This is a genomic window from Corynebacterium sp. HFH0082, from assembly GCF_000411235.1.
GTDB lineage: Bacteria > Actinomycetota > Actinomycetes > Mycobacteriales > Mycobacteriaceae > Corynebacterium > Corynebacterium jeikeium_D.
Map to the genome: position 1 here is coordinate 1,176,072 of NZ_KE150404.1, position 18,527 is coordinate 1,194,598.

General features: G+C 60.5%; 16 protein-coding genes and 1 tRNA gene. 11 read left to right on the forward strand and 6 right to left on the reverse strand.

What is annotated here, in order from left to right:
- Positions 1-8: 8 nt before the first annotated feature.
- Positions 9-81 (reverse strand) — tRNA-Arg (locus HMPREF1206_RS05050).
- 86 nt (positions 82-167) lie between these two features.
- Between HMPREF1206_RS05050 and HMPREF1206_RS05055 the strand changes: the two genes are divergently transcribed.
- The 5 genes from HMPREF1206_RS05055 (at position 168) to HMPREF1206_RS05075 (ending at position 6,455) form a co-directional block, all read left to right on the forward strand.
- Positions 168-2,315, forward strand: coding sequence for a cytochrome c oxidase assembly protein (locus tag HMPREF1206_RS05055; protein WP_016422283.1), 2,148 nt, complete (start codon positions 168-170; stop codon positions 2,313-2,315).
- 232 nt (positions 2,316-2,547) lie between these two features.
- A complete protein-coding gene (locus HMPREF1206_RS05060; RefSeq protein WP_016422284.1) occupies positions 2,548-3,108 on the forward strand; it encodes a single-stranded DNA-binding protein in 561 nt (186 codons plus the stop codon).
- A 286-nt stretch (positions 3,109-3,394) separates the two neighbouring features.
- Positions 3,395-5,065 carry an energy-dependent translational throttle protein EttA gene (gene ettA / locus HMPREF1206_RS05065; protein WP_016422285.1) on the forward strand — a complete coding sequence of 557 codons (1,671 nt, stop codon included), beginning with the start codon at positions 3,395-3,397 and terminating at the stop codon, positions 5,063-5,065.
- Between the two features lie 136 nt (positions 5,066-5,201).
- Positions 5,202-5,645, forward strand: a complete 444-nt coding sequence (locus tag HMPREF1206_RS05070; protein WP_016422286.1) for a thioesterase family protein — start codon at positions 5,202-5,204, stop codon at positions 5,643-5,645.
- Positions 5,646-5,651: 6 nt separating this feature from the next.
- Entirely contained in the window at positions 5,652-6,455 is an 804-nt protein-coding gene (locus HMPREF1206_RS05075) for a hypothetical protein (RefSeq protein WP_016422287.1), read from the forward strand.
- 18 nt (positions 6,456-6,473) lie between these two features.
- On the opposite strand, the gene HMPREF1206_RS05080 is transcribed toward HMPREF1206_RS05075, so the two are convergent.
- Together HMPREF1206_RS05080 and pepN are read right to left on the reverse strand one after the other, a co-directional pair.
- Complete coding sequence (locus HMPREF1206_RS05080) at positions 6,474-6,872, reverse strand: globin (protein ID WP_016422288.1); 399 nt, start codon at positions 6,870-6,872, stop codon at positions 6,474-6,476.
- Positions 6,873-6,939: 67 nt separating this feature from the next.
- Positions 6,940-9,642, reverse strand: a complete 2,703-nt coding sequence (pepN, locus tag HMPREF1206_RS05085; protein WP_016422289.1) for an aminopeptidase N — start codon at positions 9,640-9,642, stop codon at positions 6,940-6,942.
- A gap of 176 nt (positions 9,643-9,818) precedes the next feature.
- Between pepN and HMPREF1206_RS05090 the strand changes: the two genes are divergently transcribed.
- Both HMPREF1206_RS05090 and HMPREF1206_RS05095 read left to right on the forward strand, forming a co-directional pair.
- Positions 9,819-10,349, forward strand: coding sequence for an SMI1/KNR4 family protein (locus HMPREF1206_RS05090; RefSeq protein ID WP_147580934.1), 531 nt, complete (start codon positions 9,819-9,821; stop codon positions 10,347-10,349).
- Positions 10,350-10,497: 148 nt separating this feature from the next.
- Positions 10,498-11,142, forward strand: coding sequence for a DsbA family protein (locus tag HMPREF1206_RS05095; protein WP_016422291.1), 645 nt, complete (start codon positions 10,498-10,500; stop codon positions 11,140-11,142).
- A 27-nt stretch (positions 11,143-11,169) separates the two neighbouring features.
- Here the strand turns inward: HMPREF1206_RS05095 and HMPREF1206_RS05100 are convergent, their stop codons facing one another.
- Entirely contained in the window at positions 11,170-12,375 is a 1,206-nt protein-coding gene (locus HMPREF1206_RS05100; protein WP_042388514.1) for a TIGR04053 family radical SAM/SPASM domain-containing protein, read from the reverse strand.
- A 228-nt stretch (positions 12,376-12,603) separates the two neighbouring features.
- On the opposite strand from HMPREF1206_RS05100, the gene HMPREF1206_RS05105 reads away from it, so the two are divergent.
- Positions 12,604-13,077, forward strand: coding sequence for a ribose-5-phosphate isomerase (locus tag HMPREF1206_RS05105; protein WP_005511109.1), 474 nt, complete (start codon positions 12,604-12,606; stop codon positions 13,075-13,077).
- Between the two features lie 107 nt (positions 13,078-13,184).
- Positions 13,185-13,802, forward strand: coding sequence for a DJ-1/PfpI family protein (locus tag HMPREF1206_RS05110; RefSeq protein WP_016422294.1), 618 nt, complete (start codon positions 13,185-13,187; stop codon positions 13,800-13,802).
- Between the two features lie 16 nt (positions 13,803-13,818).
- Here the strand turns inward: HMPREF1206_RS05110 and HMPREF1206_RS05115 are convergent, their stop codons facing one another.
- Both HMPREF1206_RS05115 and HMPREF1206_RS05120 read right to left on the reverse strand, forming a co-directional pair.
- Complete coding sequence (locus HMPREF1206_RS05115; protein WP_016422295.1) at positions 13,819-14,700, reverse strand: hypothetical protein; 882 nt, start codon at positions 14,698-14,700, stop codon at positions 13,819-13,821.
- Positions 14,701-14,846: 146 nt separating this feature from the next.
- A complete protein-coding gene (locus HMPREF1206_RS05120; protein WP_016422296.1) occupies positions 14,847-15,080 on the reverse strand; it encodes a hypothetical protein in 234 nt (77 codons plus the stop codon).
- Positions 15,081-15,457: 377 nt separating this feature from the next.
- Between HMPREF1206_RS05120 and HMPREF1206_RS05125 the strand changes: the two genes are divergently transcribed.
- Together HMPREF1206_RS05125 and HMPREF1206_RS05130 are read left to right on the forward strand one after the other, a co-directional pair.
- The gene (locus HMPREF1206_RS05125; RefSeq protein WP_016422297.1) at positions 15,458-16,981 is read left to right on the forward strand and encodes a glycoside hydrolase family 1 protein; all 1,524 of its coding nucleotides are present in this window, start codon (positions 15,458-15,460) and stop codon (positions 16,979-16,981) included.
- The gene (locus HMPREF1206_RS05130) at positions 16,978-18,285 is read left to right on the forward strand and encodes an MFS transporter (RefSeq protein ID WP_016422298.1); all 1,308 of its coding nucleotides are present in this window, start codon (positions 16,978-16,980) and stop codon (positions 18,283-18,285) included. The genes HMPREF1206_RS05125 and HMPREF1206_RS05130 overlap by 4 nt, the downstream gene beginning before the upstream one ends.
- Positions 18,286-18,527: the final 242 nt, after the last annotated feature.

Sequence of the window (18,527 nt, forward strand, 5' to 3'; positions counted from 1 at the left end):
TAATTTTGCGCCCCCAGAAGGATTCGAACCCTCGACCAATCGGGTAGAAGCCGACTGCTCTGTCCACTGAGCTATGGAGGCTAGCTAAGAAAAGCATTGTAGCGTCTCTAATGTAGCCAATCACAACCGGTTCTGTTCTAGGGACTTTGGTCGCTAAGCTTAGGGCTATGACTGCCACGACCAAGGCCGAGACCTCTCCGCCTGTTAGCAAGGATAAGAAAGTCCGTAAATCTGCTAGTTGGTACGTTGTTTTTGTGCTTATCGGCGGCGTTCTAGCTGGTTTGCTCTCGATGGCGTTCAACATGGATTCGCGCGCCACGTTGGGTATTCCCGATCCCGGCACAATTACCACCTTCGGGTTCCCGTTCGCGAAGGCGGCCGGTGAGCTGCTCGCTTGCCTCGGTGTCGGTTCGTTTATGCTCGCCGCTTTCGGTACGAAGCAGCGTGCCGACGGCACTTTGGGCCTCGACGGCTACACGGCATCCCGCACGGGTATGTGGGCCATGCTCGGCTGGGGCCTCATGGCGCTGATGGAGATTCCGCTGGTGCTCTCCGATGTGTCGGGCCAGCCGCTGTCGACGACGATTCAGCTGAGCAACTGGGCTGTGTCCTTGGAGCAGACCAAGGAGGGCTTGGCGTGGCTGTGGGTAGCTATTTTTGCGGGCATTGTGGCGCTTGGTTCATCACTGACTCGTAAGTGGATTTGGCAGCCGGTGTTCTTCGCCATCAGCTTGGTGTCGATGATGCCGCTGGCTGTTGTAAGCCACAACGCCTCCGGTGGTGCCCATGACTACGGCACTAACTCCTACATCTGGCACTTGACCTTCACTGTGTTTTGGGTCGGCGGTTTGATGGCGCTGGTTGGCCACGCGCGTCGTCGTGGTGAATGGATGCCAGAAGTAGTGAAGCGCTATTCTTTCGTGGCGTTGGTGGCTTTCATCGCCATGTCTGCCTCCGGCTTCATTAACGCAGCCATCAACATTGACTGGTCTGACCTGGTCAGCAACAACTACGGCATCATGGTGCTGGTCAAGGCTGTGCTTACCATCTTCCTGGGGCTATGTGGCTATGTGCACCGCAAGATCACCATTCCGGAGATTGAGCGCGCTCAGTCGAATCGTCCATTCTGGCGTCTGGCCATTGTCGAGGTCATCATCATGGCGCTGACGATCGGCGTTGCCGTGGCTCTGGGCCGTACTCCGCCGCCACCGAATTTCTCTGAGCAGGCCGGTGGTGAGGGTCTGCCGTCGATTACGCAGATGCAGGTCAAGCTCGGTTACAACCTGGAAATCCCATTCGGTTGGGAGGCCATGTTCACGCAGTGGCGCTTTGACATCTTCTTCGGCTCTGCCGCCATCATTGCCGCGTGGATTTACCTGTACTGGCTCTACCTGCTGAAGAAGCGCGGCGGTACCTGGCCACTGTCCAACACCCTGTGGTGGCTCGCCGGCTGTGCCACGTTGCTGTTTACTTCGTGCAGCGCGCTGGGCGTGTACATGCCGGCTCTGTTCTCGGTTCACATGATCGCCCACATGCTTTACTCCATGGGCATTCCGGTCATGCTGGTGCTGGGTGGTCCGGTCACGCTTGCGTTGCGTGCGCTGAAGCCGGCCGGCCGCGATGGTCTGCCTGGTATTCGTGAGTGGCTGGTGGTCTTCATCAATAACCCGGTGTCGCGTTTCCTCACGCACCCGGTTGTGGCAACGGTGCAGTTCGTCGCAGGTTTCTACCTGCTCTACATGACACCGATTTACGACTTCCTGGCTGATGAGCACGCGGGCCACGTGTTCATGAACATCCACTTCTTGATTTCCGGTTACATCTTCTACTGGGTCATTATCGGTGTCGATGCTGCACCACAGCAGATTGAGCCGTCGGTCAAGCTGGTCACGCTGATGGGTTCGTTGCCGTTCCACGCTTGGTTCGGTATTTCGCTGATGCAGTCGCAGCAGGTGCTTGCCGAGGCCTATTACGCCAGCCTGGATCTCCCTTGGGCAGTGAATCTCCTGGAAGATCAGAACGTTGGTGGTGCCGTCGCGTGGGCTGCCGGTGAGGTTCCGCTCTACATCGTCACCGTTGCGCTGTTTGTACAGTGGCGGCGTTCCGATGAAAAGGATGCAGCCCGCTACGACCGCGTCGCAGACCGCAACAATGATGAGGAGTTGGCCGCTTACAACGAAATGCTCGCTCGCATGAGCCAGCAGGTCGGTGTTGGTGGCGAGGATGAGCGCGATTACTACACCTCGGAGGTTGACGCGCAGCATCCGGTGCACATGGATAATCCGATCGATGCCTCGAAGAGGCGCGGAAGGTAGCGTCGTTAAGCTGATTTTGCATGCTTGACGACGAGGATTGCCGCGACTTCGCCCCTCAACTTCATACGTAGCCTGTGGATAGTTGTCTTTTCGACAAACTTATCCACAGGCTTTTTATGTACCTCTTTCATTTGTTTCTCGAAGCCGGAAAAGTAAATGGCACGGCACGAATGAGACACCTTCGAATTATTCGGCCGCAGTAGGTAAACGCTTTCTTTGGGGGAGGAGCCCGATGTCTGAGGCAGTTATTACCGTGGTGGGCAATGTGGTCCATCATGTGGAAAATCGAAATACCAATTCTGGGGCAAAGGTCTGCAAGTTTTCTGTGGCATCCAGCAAGTCATGGAAGGGGGAGAATGGTTGGGAGCAGTCGGAGACGTCATATTTTGATGTTGAATGCTGGGGCAAGCTCGCCGAGAACGTGAATAACACGGTGTGGAAGGGCCAAGCCGTCATTGTCCACGGTCACGTCCGCACGGACCGTTGGGAGGGCGATGATGGTACGAAGCATCAGCGCCAGAAGATCATTGCCAAGGCGGTGGGGCCGAATCTGCGCCGTCACCTGGCAACGGTGAAGACTATGACTGAGAAGCCGCATGAGTCGCCGACTGGTCTTGGTGAGGCATCGACTGGGGATTCGGAAGCTTCGGTTACTGAGACAGTTGCGTCTCAGGCCGGGGCCGTGCGCACCTTCGCTGCTGGTGCGGGCGGAGCTGGTGAGGCTGGGGACACCGGTGCAGCCAATTCTGAACAGCAAGAAATGGCTGGTGCAGGAGTCAGCGCGCCGTTCTAACCCAGCAGCCAGTACATCGTTGCAGAGCGGAATGAGGGGGGAGCCGCTGAAAGAGCGGAAAGAGGGGAGGGGTAATTACTGCACGTGAGGTGACGCTGCTGAGAAAGGGGAGGGATCGCATACGATTCGGCAGCGTTATCTCGCAGCTAGTTTTGCTAGCAGCCTGGCAGAGATTTTGGTGGGAAAGGATTGCGGGTACGCCCATGTAGATTGTGCCTTTTGGTTCCTATGCGTAACCTCTACAGGGATTGCTTATTTCCTTTCTACGAGGGGACGAAATTCCACCATGGGTGAGTTCATCTACCAGATGAAAAACGTGCGCAAGGCGCACGGCGATAAGGTTATTCTCGACAACGTCACCATGGCGTTTTACCCGGGCGCAAAGATCGGCGTGGTCGGTCCGAACGGCGCAGGTAAGTCGTCGATTCTGAAGATTATGGCTGGCCTGGATCAGCCGAGTAACGGTGAAGCTTTCCTGGAGCCGGGCGCCACTGTCGGCATCCTCCTGCAGGAGCCTCCGCTGAATGAGGAGAAGACCGTTCGCGGCAACGTCGAGGAGGGCCTTGGCGACATCTTCGAGAAGAAGGCTCGTTTTGAAGCCATCGCCGAGGAGATGGCCACCAATTACACCGACGAGCTCATGGAAGAAATGGGCAAGCTCCAGGAGGAGCTCGATGCCGCTGATGCTTGGGAGCTGGATTCCAAGATTGAGCAGGCAATGGATGCGCTTCGCTGCCCGCCGGCGGACGAGCCGGTGACTCACCTCTCCGGTGGTGAGCGTCGTCGTGTAGCACTGGCGAAGCTGCTGCTCTCCGAGCCGGACCTGCTGCTTCTCGACGAGCCGACTAACCACCTGGACGCCGAGTCCGTGCTGTGGCTCGAGCAGCACCTGGCTAAGTACCCGGGTGCCGTCCTGGCCGTGACCCACGACCGTTACTTCCTGGATCACGTCGCTGGCTGGATCTGTGAGGTCGACCGCGGCAAGCTCTACCCGTACGAGGGCAATTACTCGACTTACCTGGAGAAGAAGGCTGAGCGCCTCGAGGTTGCAGGTAAGAAGGACGCCAAGCTGCAGAAGCGCCTGAAGGACGAGCTGGCGTGGGTCCGCTCGGGTCAGAAGGCTCGCCAGGCCAAGAACAAGGCTCGCCTCGAGCGCTACGAGCAGATGGTGGAAGAAGCCGAGCAGTACAAGAAGCTCGACTTCGAAGAAATCCAGATTCCTACCCCGCCGCGCCTGGGTAACCAGGTTGTCGAGGTCAAGGACCTGGAGAAGGGCTTCGATGGCCGCGTCCTGATTAAGGACCTGTCGTTCACCCTGCCGCGTAACGGCATCGTCGGTGTGATTGGCCCGAACGGTGTGGGTAAGTCCACCCTGTTCAAGACAATCGTGGGTCTGGAGCAGCCGGATTCCGGTGAGGTCAAGGTCGGTCAGACTGTTCAGCTCAGCTACGTTGACCAGGGTCGTGAAAACATCGATCCGGAAAAGACCGTCTGGGAGGTCGTCTCTGATGGTCTCGACTACATCGTGGTCGGCCAGAACGAGATGCCGTCTCGTGCGTACCTGTCTGCATTCGGTTTCAAGGGTGCGGACCAGCAGAAGCCGTCGAAGGTTCTTTCCGGTGGTGAGCGCAACCGTCTGAACCTCGCGCTGACCCTGAAGCAGGGCGGTAACCTGATCCTCCTGGATGAGCCGACTAACGACCTTGACGTCGAAACCCTGTCTTCGCTGGAAAACGCACTGCAGAACTTCCCGGGCTGTGCCGTGGTCATTTCCCACGACCGTTGGTTCCTGGACCGCACCTGTACCCACATCCTCGCATGGGAAGGCAACTTCGAAGAGGGCAAGTGGTTCTGGTTCGAGGGCAACTTCGAGGGCTACGAGAAGAACAAGATTGAGCGTTACGGCGAGGAGGCTGCACGCCCGTCGCGCGTCACTCACCGTCGCCTGACTCGCTAATCTGTTTCTCGCGAATCTGATTTTTGCCAACGGCAAAGTCCGGAACCTTGTGGACTGGCTCGCACCAGTGCACAGGTTCCGGGCTTTCGCGTTTTTCGCAGGATCGTAGCTCCAGAAAACGCCTATAGTTCTGGGTATGACTGAATCAGCACCATTTCGTACCAACGTCGCTATCCGCTGGTCTGATTTCGATCAGTATGGCCACGCCAACAACACCGCTTTCCTGGAATACGCCCAGCAGGCTCGTCTGGACTTTGTGATGCGCGGTCTCGGCGGCGGGGCAGGGATGCCTGCGGCAGTGGTGCGTCGCCTGGAGATTGACTACGTCCGCGCTATTTTGCCGGACACCCAGGAAGTTGTGGTTGAGACCGAGATTATCAACTTCGGTCGCACCTCTTTCACACTTCGCCAGACAATCTCCGACCAGCATGATCACATCGTTGCTGTGCTCGAAACCGTGATGGTGATGTTTGATCTCAAGACTGCGAAGGCAGTCGAGCTCTCCCCGTCTGCCCGCCGTGAACTGGAGCGTTTTGCAGCTCCTGCAATCGAAGACAACAAGGAAGACCAGGACAAGTAATTCGCCGTGACCACTTTTCATCCCGCTGCCGAGCTGACCTTCGGCACTCCCGATGCCCTGAAGAACCTGGGCGTCCTGGCCCATAAGGCCTACGCCCTCGACGAGAGCACGTTGCTACGCATCCGAGCACGTAAGACCGCCGCCGCTGGTATCAGTTCCTCGTCGGCACCTAACGCTGCGCCCGCAATGTCGCAGGTATGGGTGAAGACCCCAATCGGCCCGCTCGCCATGCGCACGATTGCGCTGCACGCGCTTCCCGACGACATCATCGTCACCGCCGCGGAGATTAAAGACATCGCAGTGCGTGCCTTTGCGCAGGCAAAAACTGCTGAGGACGAAGAGGAGAAAGAAGCTTCGCTCACCGCGATGCCATACCGCGTGCATGCGCAGTCGGCGTCCTCCTGGCCGGGATTCCTGCCAGTGCCGGAAGGATGGCAGGTTGTCGACTATGTTCCAGCGACTGCTTTCCGGACTCTCGAGAAGCAGGGGCGCGCGGTCGCCGTCGAATCTTCCGGCCCGATGGGCATGCCACCGTCTCTGCTGGACCAAAAGGTTCTCACTGTCAGCGGCGGTACCGGTGAAGCCACTGTTGATACAGGGGAGGGGCAGTCGCAGGCGACGTCGAAAAGCGTCGTGGACGTGACCATGCGGGACGTGTTTGCGCTGTGCACGATGGGCTTCATCCCCGAGCAACCGGATGAAAAAGAGCCGGTGCGCGTGTCCACAAAGGGACGGTGGCACCGGCTGGATGGGCGGTTTGGCTCGATCTTTACGCTCGAGTCCTTTGGCGTGCTGCCGCTGCTGAACTAGCGGCGCAGGGCCTAATTCCTACTGCGCGTCGAAGCGGTTGATGAGCATGTCAGCAACCTGCACCATGTGGTTCCACATGGCTTCGCGCTGGGGGCGGGGGAGCTCGTCATCGGAAATATCTGCGAGTGAGGCGCTCATGATTTCCAGCCAGCGGTCGCGTTCGGCCTCGCCGATGGAAAACGGCATGTGGCGCATGCGCAGGCGCGGATGACCACGCTGTTCGCTGTAGGTGTGCGGCCCGCCCCAGTACTGGACGAGAAACATACGTAGTCGATCCTCGGCGCCCTCCCAGTCATCGCTGGGGTACATCGGGCCGATGAGGTCATCGGAACGCATGCGCGTGTAAAAACCATGGACGATGCGATTGAAGACATCCTCGCCGCCGACGGAGTCAAAGAGCGTCTGAGAAGTTGTCATGGCACCAAGTCTATCGACTTGATGCCACGAAAACGATAACGGCCAAAGTGCCGGCCGAAATCACTTGTTACTTCGCGTCGAACTCGCGGGCGCGGAGAGCGAGCTTCACCAGGAACTGCTGCTCAGAAATGATGCGCTTGACCGGCGACGCAGTCTCCTCGCTGTCGAGCAGGCGCTGAGCGGCCGCGATTGCCGACTCGCTGATCTCCCAAGTGGGGTAGAAGCCCTCGAGGAGAGTCTGGGCCGTCTCGGAGGAGAACTGCTTCCACCAGCTGTTGGCAACAGCGAAGAAGTGCTCCGACAGCGAGGTTGCCGACTGCACCGCGTTGATGGTGACACGGGAGTCGTCGTCAAGCGCCTGCGCGAGCACCGCACCCGAGCCCGGCGCGTTGAAGCCGGCCAGCAGGTGGCGAATGACAAGGTTCGACGGGGCGTCGTCGCCGGAGACAGTCGCCTCAGCCCAGACGCGGGCCTTGTTGGCGAGCGTCGGCACGGAGGCGCGGCAGGCGATGGCGGCCTGCGCGCCGAGTGCTGAATTGTCGGTCTTTTCAAGCTCTGCGATGGCCTCCTCGCCTTCGAGACCAGCGGAAACCAGAGCCTTCAAGGCGCGCCACTGCATGTCGGTGTCGACAGTGACAGCGGGGAAGCCAGCCTTGGCGGCGTCGCCGGCGTAGATGGCGCGCAGTGCGTCCACGACGTCGCTATTCGACGAGCCCACGGTAGCCAGAGCGTTAACGAAAACCAGGGCGCGGTCGGCGTCGGTTTCCTTCTTCGCGTAGTCCAACAGACCCTGAGCCAGCAGATCGCGGCCGGTGGACTCTGCCCACTGCGGATCGGCGTAGACGTTGACGGCGCTGACCGCCTGAGCGATGACGCGCTCCAGGACGGAGAGCTTGTTCTCGCCCGGGATGCCGCGGAGCACCAGGCTGACGAAGTCGCGAGCGCGCATCTGGCCTGCGCGAACCATCTGCCAGCTGGCGGACCAGCACAGTGTGCGTGCCATCGAATCGGTGAAAGCGCCGATGTTGTCGATGACGGTGGCAAGCGAGCCCTCGTCCAGGCGAATCATGCTGTAGGTGAGGTCGTCGTCGTTAACCAGCACGACGTCGCCAACTGGTGTGTCGACAAGTTCTGGGACATCGGTGCGGGCACCGCGGACGTCGATTTCGACGCGCTTGGTGCGCTCAAGTACAGCGTCCGCGCCGGTGCCGCGCAGGTTGTAGATGCCCACTGCGATTCGGTGATCACGGAGTTCACCGGCACCCGGCTCGGCGCCTTCCTGCGTGACTGCGAAGGAGGTGTACTTGCCGTCCTCTTGATGGAACTCTGGCGCCAGGGTGGTGATGCCGGTGGTGGTCAGCCACTGATCGGCCCAGCCAGACAAATCGCGCCCCGAGGCCTCGGAGAGCGCCTCCAACAGGTCCGCGAAGGTGGCGTTGCCAAAGCGGTGGCGGGAAAAGTGAAGACGAGCACCGGCGAGGAAGGCGTCCTGACCAACGTAGGCGGCCAGCTGCTTGAGGGTGGACGCGCCCTTGGCGTAGGTGATGCCGTCGAAGTTCTGCTCGACGGTGTCAATGTCGCTGGCATCGGCGGCAATCGGGTGCGTCGACGGCAGCTGATCCTGCTTGTAGGCCCAGGCCTTCTCTACGTTGGCGAAGGTGGTCCAGGCGTGGCTGTAATCGGAAACCTCAACCTGTGCGGCGGCAGCCGACCAGGTAGCGAAGGACTCGTTGAGCCAGAGATCATCCCACCACTGCATGGTGACCAAATCACCGAACCACATGTGAGCCATCTCGTGCAGGATGGTGTCATTGCGACGCTCGTAGAGGTAATGAGTGGGCTTGGAGCGGAAGACGTACTCGTCGCGGATGGTCACGCAGCCGGCGTTTTCCATCGCACCCATGTTGTATTCCGGGCAGAAGATCTGGTCGTACTTGCCGAACGGGTAGGGCTCGCCGAAGTGCTTGGCGTAGAAGTCGAAGCCTTCCTTGGTCTCCTTGAATAAGGTGTCGGCAGCGAGGTACTCGGCGATGGACTGGCGGCAGTAGAGGCCTAGCGGAATGGTCAGCTCTCCCTCCGGCTGGTGCTCAGCAGGGGTTTCCGGGTGCGGTGCGACAGTGCCGGTCCACGAGTCAGTGACCTCGTACCACGGGCCAGCACAGACTGCGACGAGATACGTCGACAGCGGAACATCCACTGAGAAGTCGAAGGTGTCGGCCTCATTGCCGTGGACATCGGTGGTGGTGCCGGTCTTGGCCACCGAGTTGGAAACAACCTTCCAACCCTTCGGTGCCACGACGTGGATTGAATACGTCGCCTTCAAATCCGGCTGGTCAAAGCAGGCGAACACGCGCTTGGCATCGGCAGTTTCAAACTGCGAGTACAGGTAGGTTTCGCCATCGGCGGGATCCTGGAAGCGGTGAATGCCCTGGCCGTTATTGGTGTAACGACAGTCCGCATCGATAACGACGGTGTGGTCACCTTCGGTCAGGTCTACGTTAATGCCGGTCTCGCTGTCATAGCGAGCGGCCTCCGTGGCATCGACGCCGTCGATGGTCACACTCTTGAGAACCGCATCACGCAGGTCAATAAAGGTGGAACCAGCGCGCTTCGCTTTCAGAGAAATTGTGGTCTTGGAAGCGAATGTTGGTGCGCTGTGCGGCCCACCGACAGGTGCGGTCGTAAGGTCGAGCGAGATGTCGTAGTGGGACACCTCGAGCATGGCCGCACGGTCGGCGGCCTCGGTCCTGGTTAGGTTCGTGGAAGTCATGCGACAAGTGTAACCACGACCCCGGATTGGGAATCGGGCAGTAGTGGGGTGGGCGGGGTGACCTCGACTTCCTCGCTCATTGCGTGTCGATTCGGGCGATCGATTGACGGTCGATTCGGCGAGATTTTGGCTTCTTTGGCATGCGAGCAAAGCCGAACGTGAATACACTTCGTTTCATGTACGAACTCAATGATGATGCAAGCAAGGTTGAACGGGTCAACGCGGCGTGGGATCGCATTGAAGCAAAGCTTGGCGATGACGCCCTGGAGGCCCCGGCGACAGAAGCGGAACTGGATCAGCTTGAGGCTGACCTCGGAGTAAAGCTGCCAGACTACGTGCGAGCTTCGTGGCTGCGGCACGCGTCTGTGGACGGTGAGCCGTGGGACGGTGGCTGGATTGCACCGCCGAAGTCGATTCTGAACGACTACAAGCTGTGGACTCAGCTGCAGGCGGACGGCGAGTTCGATGATTTTGAAGCCGAAAGCATGGACAGCGCCGACTCGGATGGCAAGTGGTATCACGAGGCATGGATTCCGCTGGTTATGGACTTCGGCGGAAACAACTACTGCCTGGACATGCGCTCGGGGAAGATGGTTTCCATGGACCACGAGGTGGGCCCGGAGTTCCTGGACTACGCCGACTGGCCTGCCTACTTGGAAGCTGCTGCTGATTCCCTGGAGGACACGGGCTTGCCCTGGAACGGCTAGGTAAGCAATCTGGACGGTGCCCGATGGGAGAGCCAGTTAGCACCGGGTCCGGTAGAACTTCGGACCCATTCGAATTCATGCATGCGAGCCGAAAAATTCCGCCCTATAGTCGTTGATAAGTCAATCAATGCTTTAGGAGGACTTTCACATGAGCAATCGAGACAAGGTCACTTTTTACTTCGACGTTTCCTGCCCGTTTTGCTGGGTGACATCCCGCTGGATTAAGGAAGTCGAAAAGGTCCGCGACATCGAGGTCGAGTGGAAGCCGATGAGCCTGTCAGTACTCAATGAAGGCCGCGACGAGCTGCCGGAAGAGTACAAGTTCATGATGCAGTGCAACTGGACCCCGGCACGCCTGTTTAATGCAGTGTTCTCCCAGGATGGTCAGGAGGCCGTCGACAAGCTTTATACCGCGCTGGGCACGAAGATTCACAACGAAAACCGCATCGATCGCCATGCGCATGTCGACGAGCCGGAGCACGCATTCGACGAGCTGATTAAGGAAGCCCTCGCAGAGGTTGGACTGCCGGAAGAGCGCCTGGCACAGGCCCTGACTACCGAGTTCGATGAGCTCATGCGTGAAAACCACGCAGAGGCCATGAAGGAGGTCGGCAACGACGTCGGCACTCCGGTGGTCAAGCTCAACGACGTTGCCTTCTTCGGTCCGGTGCTTACCCGTATCCCACGCGGCGAAGAAGCCGGCAAGATTTTCGACGGCTCGGTTGCCGTCGCCAGCTACCCGTACTTCTTCGAAATTAAGCGCTCCCGGACTGAGGACCCGCGCTTCGACTAAGAAAGCAGTAGCAGCTGGGGCGCGCAGTTAGGAGAGCTGACCCGCTCCGGCTCCAGCATTCTGCCCGGTAGAGGCCTGCCGTTCTTCTTCGCTCATGGCAGCCCACCGTGGCGGGATGTAGATGCAGGTCGGGTCGGATGCGGTGTAATCCCCGGTCAACGCGTACGCTGTCGACCGGGACCCACCGCATACGCTGTGGTATTCACAGACGCTGCACTTTCCATGCCAATTGTCCGGATCGCGAAGGGCCTTGAACGCCGGCGAGTTCGAATAGATTTCCTGGAATGGCGTGGCCTTCACATTTCCGCAGTGAAGCGGCAGGAAGCCATTGGGGTAGACGTCGCCGATGTGGTCAATGAAGGCAAAACCTGACCCGGAATTGACGGCCATGGGGGAGCGCGGGCGACGTGGCTTTTCCGGCACAGCACCGAGCAGCTTTGTCGTTTCCTCGGTCAAGTAACGGTAGAGCTCGCCGCCCTCATAGGGTGGCAGCCCCTTTTCCTTCGCTTCCTCCTGCTGCATGACGACGCGCCGATACTGCGGCGCCTCCGTCGTCTTAATGGCAATTCGGTTGGACACATCAGACAACCAGTGCAGAACATCCTCGCGTTCCTCCGGTGACAATGCGCCCAAATCCGCACCGCGACCAGTGGGAACGAGGAAAAAGACGTACCACATCTTGGCCTGCATCTCCATGACGGTCTTCAGCAGCGCTGGCGCCTCATGAATATTTCCCTTGGTCAGGGTCGAGTTAATCTGCAGCCGGTAACCGGCCTCGTTGATGTGCGGAGCCATTTCGAGCGTCTTTTCAAAAGTGCCCGAAAATCCACGGAACTTGTCATGGGTCTGGGCAGTCGCGCCATCGAGCGACATGGACATCGCCTTGCCACCGGCCTCACGCAGTGACTGAATCCGCTCTGGCGTGAGCCGCGGCGTCACCGATGGAGATAGCGACATATTCAGGCCCTGCTCCGTGCCGAATCGCACCAATTCTTCCAGGTCATCACGCTCAAAAGGATCACCGCCGGTGAGCACTACAAGCGGCTTCGGCTTGCTATACGACGCCAAGGTCTCCAGCAGCATCTTGCCCTCGGTGGTCGAAAGCTGGTGAGGATGCGGCTCGTGCTGCGCATCTGCACGGCAGTGCTTGCAGACTAAGCCACAAGCCCGCGTGACCTCCCAAATGACAATAAATGGTTTCTTGTTGATATCATGCCGAACCGTTCGCACCACCGGTGCGTGATGATTCCCATGGGAGCCATGGGCTTCAGGATCGACTTGGAAGTGAGCTTGCGGCGCAGGAGACACGGTAAAAGCACCCAATTTCCGGTTTCGAAGGCGTGCTGAAACGCAAATACAGTCACTTTTCACCCTATTCGGCTGCGCAGGAGACGTCGTCAAGCAATACCTAAAACGGGTGCAGGCGCCGTGGAATCCGTGGGAACCGCTAAACTTGCTGCCATGCGTATTTACCTTGGTGCAGACCACGCCGGTTTTGAGATGAAGAACCTGATTAAGGCCCACCTGGAGAAGGCTGGCCACGACGTCGTTGATTGCGGCGCTCACACCTACGACCCTGCAGATGATTACCCAGCATTCTGCATTGAGGCGGCTTCCCGTACCGTCGCTGATCCGGGCAGCCTGGGCATCGTGCTCGGCGGTTCCGGCAACGGCGAGCAGATTGCTGCTAACAAGGTCAAGGGCGCTCGTTGTGCGCTGGCTTGGTCGGTGGAGACCGCAAAGCTCGCCCGCGAGCACAACAATGCTCAGCTGATCGGCCTCGGCGGTCGTATGCACTCTGAGGAAGAGGCCCTGGCTATCGTCGATGCTTTCGTCTCCCAGCCGTGGAGCGAGGAGGAGCGTCACCAGCGCCGCATCGACATTCTGGCAGAGTACGAAAAGACTGGCGTTGCCCCGGAGCTGCCAGAAGCTTAAAGGGATTGCTGTTCGCTATCTGTTGATAGGAATAAAAAAGGGGTCTGGTTCCAGAAAACTCTGGGACCAGACCTTTTTTCATGTGTAGACGGAGTAGGAATTGTCGTATGACAAATCAAGAAGCGCATCGCCGAGTAACTGTTGTGCTATTCCCCGGGTTCGAGCTCTTGGACGTATTTGGACCGGTTGGCCTTTTTGGCCATGTCCCAGAGATTGAGGTCGAATATGTCGCCAACATTGCTGGTCCGATAACCAGCGCTCAGGGGGCGCAGGTTATCGCCACACGTTGTGCCACTGACCTCGAAACGGTCGATATTCTTCTAGTTCCTGGTGGAGCCGGGAGTAGAACACTAGTTGACGATGCAGAGTTTTTGGACTGGCTCAACAACCTCGGATCCCGGGCGCGGTTAGTGGCATCGGTTTGCACAGGTTCCGCACTGCTTGCTGCGGCTGGGCTTCTTGAAGGAAAGCGGGCAACTAGTAATAAGTTGGCTTTTGATTGGGCTACCTCGTTCGGAAACGAAGTGACGTGGGTGAAAGCGGCTCGATGGGTTGAAGACGGAGATCGCTGGAGCTCATCAGGAGTCGCAGCAGGTATGGATATGGCTGTTGCTTTAATTAGCAGCATCCTTGGCAAGGAAGCTGGTCGATTCGCCGCCAGAAAAATTGAGTATCGGCCTCAGACAGACGGCACTGTCGATCCTTTTGCGGATTTAGCGAAATAGCGGCGCCGGGCTTTTTCTAAATATCGAAACCGTCGAATCCGCCGTCGAAAAATCCGCCGCCGTCGCCGCCGCCGTCGCCGCCACCGAAGAGGCCGTCGAAGAAGCCTCCGCCGTCGCCTGCGTCACCGGCATCTGCACCGCCGCCACCGAAGTCGCCGCCAAGGTCATCTCCACCGAAATCGTCGCCACCGAAGTCTTCGGCTCCAAAGTCCTCGGTGCCGCCGAAGTCGTCAGCGCCGGTGCCCATGCCGCTGGCGAACTCATCAGCGCCGTAGGCAACACCGGCCATACCGTGGAAGAGGGTAGAGAACAGCAGCATCGAGCCTGCGGTCCAGACACCGGTGCGGAGCGCGGACTTCCACCATGGCTCGGAGTACCAACCGGCCGGAACCGGACGGCCAGCGACACGACCACCGGGGTAGTAGTTCGGAGTTTCCGGGGTGGCGTATGGAGAGGCGGTAACCGAGTGGCCTTCGTGCTCAATGGTGCGAGTTTCGGTCACAGAACCAGCGGCCTTCTGCCCCTCCAGCGGTGGCAGTGTCGGCCCCGCCGGCAGGCCCATAATTTCGCGAGCCGCATTGATGTAGTGCAGGCCCTCCAGCGCCGATTCGCGGGCCATTCGCGCCTGTGCCGGGGTGCGCGCAGTAGAAATCTGCGAGGAAGCGGCATTGTAGCGCTCGGATGCGTCAGCAAGAGCCTGCGTGGAAGCCGAATCGGTGCCAGCCAGGTTCAATACCTGTGAGCCCAGTCGCTCAATCCAGCGGCGGGCGTCTGCGACGGCGTCTTCCAATTGATTGTTCTGGCGAGCATCAAAGGCCCTGTTAGAGCGGTTTTGAGCCATCGACGCGATGATAATTGCGCCGCCGACGGTGATCGCGATCAGGATTAAAGCCCCCATGGGCTAGGCCTCCAAAAAGGAAATTGCGGGTACTGCTTGTAATTACTTGAGATAACGCATGTAGAGCGAAAAAAGTTCCCGAGCTTACATATCTGTCCGACAGATGTAGCTCGGGAACCAGGAAATGATTGGGTATGGGTAGGTATCTATGATTCGGCGGAGTCGGTGCTCTTGGTGCGGCTCTTCCGATTGGCGTGCCATGCGCGAACTTCTTCGGAATCCCACAGGGTCAACCCATGAAGCTTCGCGACGGGTTCAGGAGCCTTCTTGCGGCCAGCGTAGCTGGTGAAAGTGCCACGTGCGGTGTCGGAAAAAGCAGCGCATTCGACCGCGGTCCATAGTTCGTGTCCAGTATCGGCATCGATAATGGTGGGCTTCATGGTGCCCAGAGTACCCGTAGCACTGGATCCTGAACAGAGGTCAGAAGAATTTCTGGTCCCCGGACGTCGGCTCAGAAAGTAAAAACCGGGAGCAATGCGCCCGGTTGCGTGGAGGGGATGACGGGAATCGAACCCGCGTCTTCAGCTTAGAAGGCTGACAAGTGGGGTTCCTAACGTGATTTTTGATTTTTTTTTGGGGGGGGGACATCGTCAACAACGGGCCGGGGCTCCGATTCGTTCCAGGGGGAGCGGATTTTTCGCGAACGATCCGGTTGCTCTACTCGGTTGCTTTACGACGACCCCGTCGACGCGCGAAACCCATAACATTTTGTTTGAAAACCAAAAACTAGGCGTGATGTGTGACATAGGATGTCGGCATGTCAACCAATGTGCCTGCCAATGACCGAACTCTCCATCCTCAGCCGCGCACGTCGCCGCTCGCGAAGCCGTTGCATCACGACGTCGATCTGCGGGGTCTGCTGATCGGCACGGCGTCGGCCGCCGGGCAGATCGAGGGCGGTGACGAGAACAACGACTGGTTCGATTGGGCCCGCGAGCCCGGCAACATCGCCGATGGTTCGACCCCGCTGCGCGCCACCGACCACTGGAACCGGTGGCGGGAGGACAACGAGCTCATGGCGTCGCTGGGTCTGCCCATCGCTCGCATCGGCGTGGAGTGGGCGCGTATCGAACCGCGGCCGGGGGAGTTCGACCATGCGGTGCTGGATCGCTACCGTGAGGAGATTGCCGACCTGCGGGACAAGGGGATTCGTCCGCTGGTGACGCTCCATCACTTCGTCAATCCGCTCTGGTTCGCTCGGCGCGGCGGCTTCACCTCCGATGAATCGCCGGCGGCTTTCCTGCGCTATGCGGAGACGACCGTGCGGGCGCTCGACGACCTCGTCGACGAGTGGATCACCGTCAACGAGCCGAACGTGTACGCCACCCAGGCGCACATGTTCCGCTCGGGCCCGCCGGGCAACCGCTCGTGGGGCGACACGATGGCCGTGCTGCGCAACATGGCGGTGTCCCACATCCGCGGTTACGAGGTCATCCACGGCATCCAGGGGGATCGGGCGAAGGTCGGCATCGCCCACCACGCACGGGCGTTCGCGCCGCGCAATCCGCGCAACCCCATCCACCGCGGCCTGGCGCGGATCAATCGGCATCTGTTCCAGGACATCGTCGCCGACGCGCATCTGGCGGGGAAGTTCCATCCGCTGCTGGGCGGGGCGAAGGTCGGCCGCGGGTTGCCGTCGGGCCGCCACCACGACTTCCTGGGCCTGAACTACTACTCGCGCACGGCCGTCGACAAGTTCGACGACGGCACCTTCGTCGGGGCTCCGGTCAACGACCTCGGGTGGGAAATCCACCCCGAGGGCCTGGTCGAATGCGCCCGCGACCTGAACGAGCGTTTCGGCGGACCGGTCTGGATCACCGAAAACGGCACCTGCGATCTCGGCGATCTGGAGCTGTCGGTCGGTGGCGTGGACGCGGGCGTCGAAAAGACGAATCCGGCCGGGGACTACGCCAACCCGGACGCCGGGGCTGCCGACCGCAGGCTGGAGTCGTTCCGGCCGCGGTTCATCCTGGAGCACCTGCGGGCCATCGCCGAGTCGGACGTGCCCATCGAGCGCTGGTACCACTGGTGCTTCGTGGACAACTGGGAATGGGCCGACGGCGAAGAGCCGCGATTCGGTATCGTCCACCTGGACTACGAGACGCAGGAACGGACGATGAAGCCGTCGGGCCGCCTGCTGGCCGAGCTGGCCCGCACCGGGCGGATCACCCCGGAGCTGCACCGGCGCTACACCGCAGGCCGTCGTTACCCCGTCGCGGACGAACACACCGACCCCAACGTGCGGGCGCAGCCGCCGGAGCCGGATGGGGTGCAGGGATGAGCTCCTCCGAACACGCCGGCTCCTCCGAACGCGCCATCTCCGACGTCGGGCGTTTCACCGCCGACCCCGCCCAGCGCACGCCGGTGACCACCGGCTGGATCGTGCGGTACGGCCTGCTGTACCTGGGGCAGAACATCTCGTGGGCAGCGCCGACGCAGCTGTTGTTGGCGCAGCAGATCCTCATCTGGCATCCGGGGGAGAAGGAGGAGAAGTTCGCGCTCCTCATGGCGGTCGGCGGGTTCTTCTCCATCATCGGGCATCCGCTGGCCGGGTGGTTGTCGGACCGCACGGACACGCGCTGGGGCCGCCGCGCCCCGTGGATCCTCTTCGGCGGGCTGGCGGCGGCCGGGTCGCTGGTGTTCCTGGGCGCCGCGCCGGGCTTCATGGCGTTGACCATCGGGTGGGCGGTGTTCCAGCTGGCCATCGCGGCGTCAATCAACGCGGCCCAGGCGGTGGCGCCGGATACGGTGCCGGACAATCAGTACGGCGTGGTCTCGGGTGTGCTGGGGCTGACGTACACCCTCGGCGTGGTGCTGGGCACCGTCGTGGCCACGGTGTTCGACCTGGGGCTGGCGTACATCGTCACCGCGGCGCTGCTGCTGGTGCTCATCGGCCAGTTCCTGCCGGGCTTCCGCGACGTGTCCCGGGTGCGGTCGCAGGCGGCCGCATCTCCGGTGCTTGACGACGCCGGCGGGGACGCTGACGCCGTGGTGCCCGCCGTCGCCGAGGTGCCCGGAGGGCTCTACCGCGACTTCACGTGGGTGTTCATCGCCCGGTTCCTGGTGACCACGGGCAACTCGGTCGCGTTGTTCTACCTGTTCTATTACCTGCGCGATCACATCGGCCACCCCGATCCGGATGCCGGCGTGCTCGTCCTCACCGGCGCGTATGCCCTGTGCGTCATCGTCACCGCGATCCTGTCGGGCAAAGTGTCCGACAAGATGGGCAAGCGCCGGGTGTTCGTGGCGTTGTCGTCGATGGGCGTCGCCGGGGCCTGCGCGATCATGGCGTTCGCCGGGAGCTTCGCCATGGTCGTCGGCGCGGCGGTGCTGTTGGGTCTGTCGTGGGGCGTGTTCATGGCCGTCGATCAGGCCCTGATCAACCAGGTGCTGCCCAAGGCCGATGAGCGCGGGCGTGACGTGGGCGTCATGAACCTCGCCGTCGCCGGCCCGAACATGGCCGCCCCGGTGCTCGCCGCCTTCGCGTTGGCGAACCTCGGCGGGTACCCCGGCCTGTACGTTTTCGCGGGCGCGCTCACCGCCGTCGGTGCGGTGCTGGTGTACCGGGTGCGGTCCGTGCCCTGATCTCCGTGCGTTGAACAGCGTGCCTCCGGTGCCCTAATCTTCGTGCCTTGAACGGCGTGCGGTCGGCGTTACGGTTTGATACCGTTCGTTGCAGTCGATGAAAGGTGTTTATCCCCGTGCGCCCCACGAAGAAGTTGTCCCCCGCCGCATTCGGCGCAGCGTCCCCCGCCGTCTCCTCTGTGGAGACCGGTGCCGAGGCCCGGTCCGCGAGCCGAGTCTCAGCGGCCCCGTCGTCCCGGACG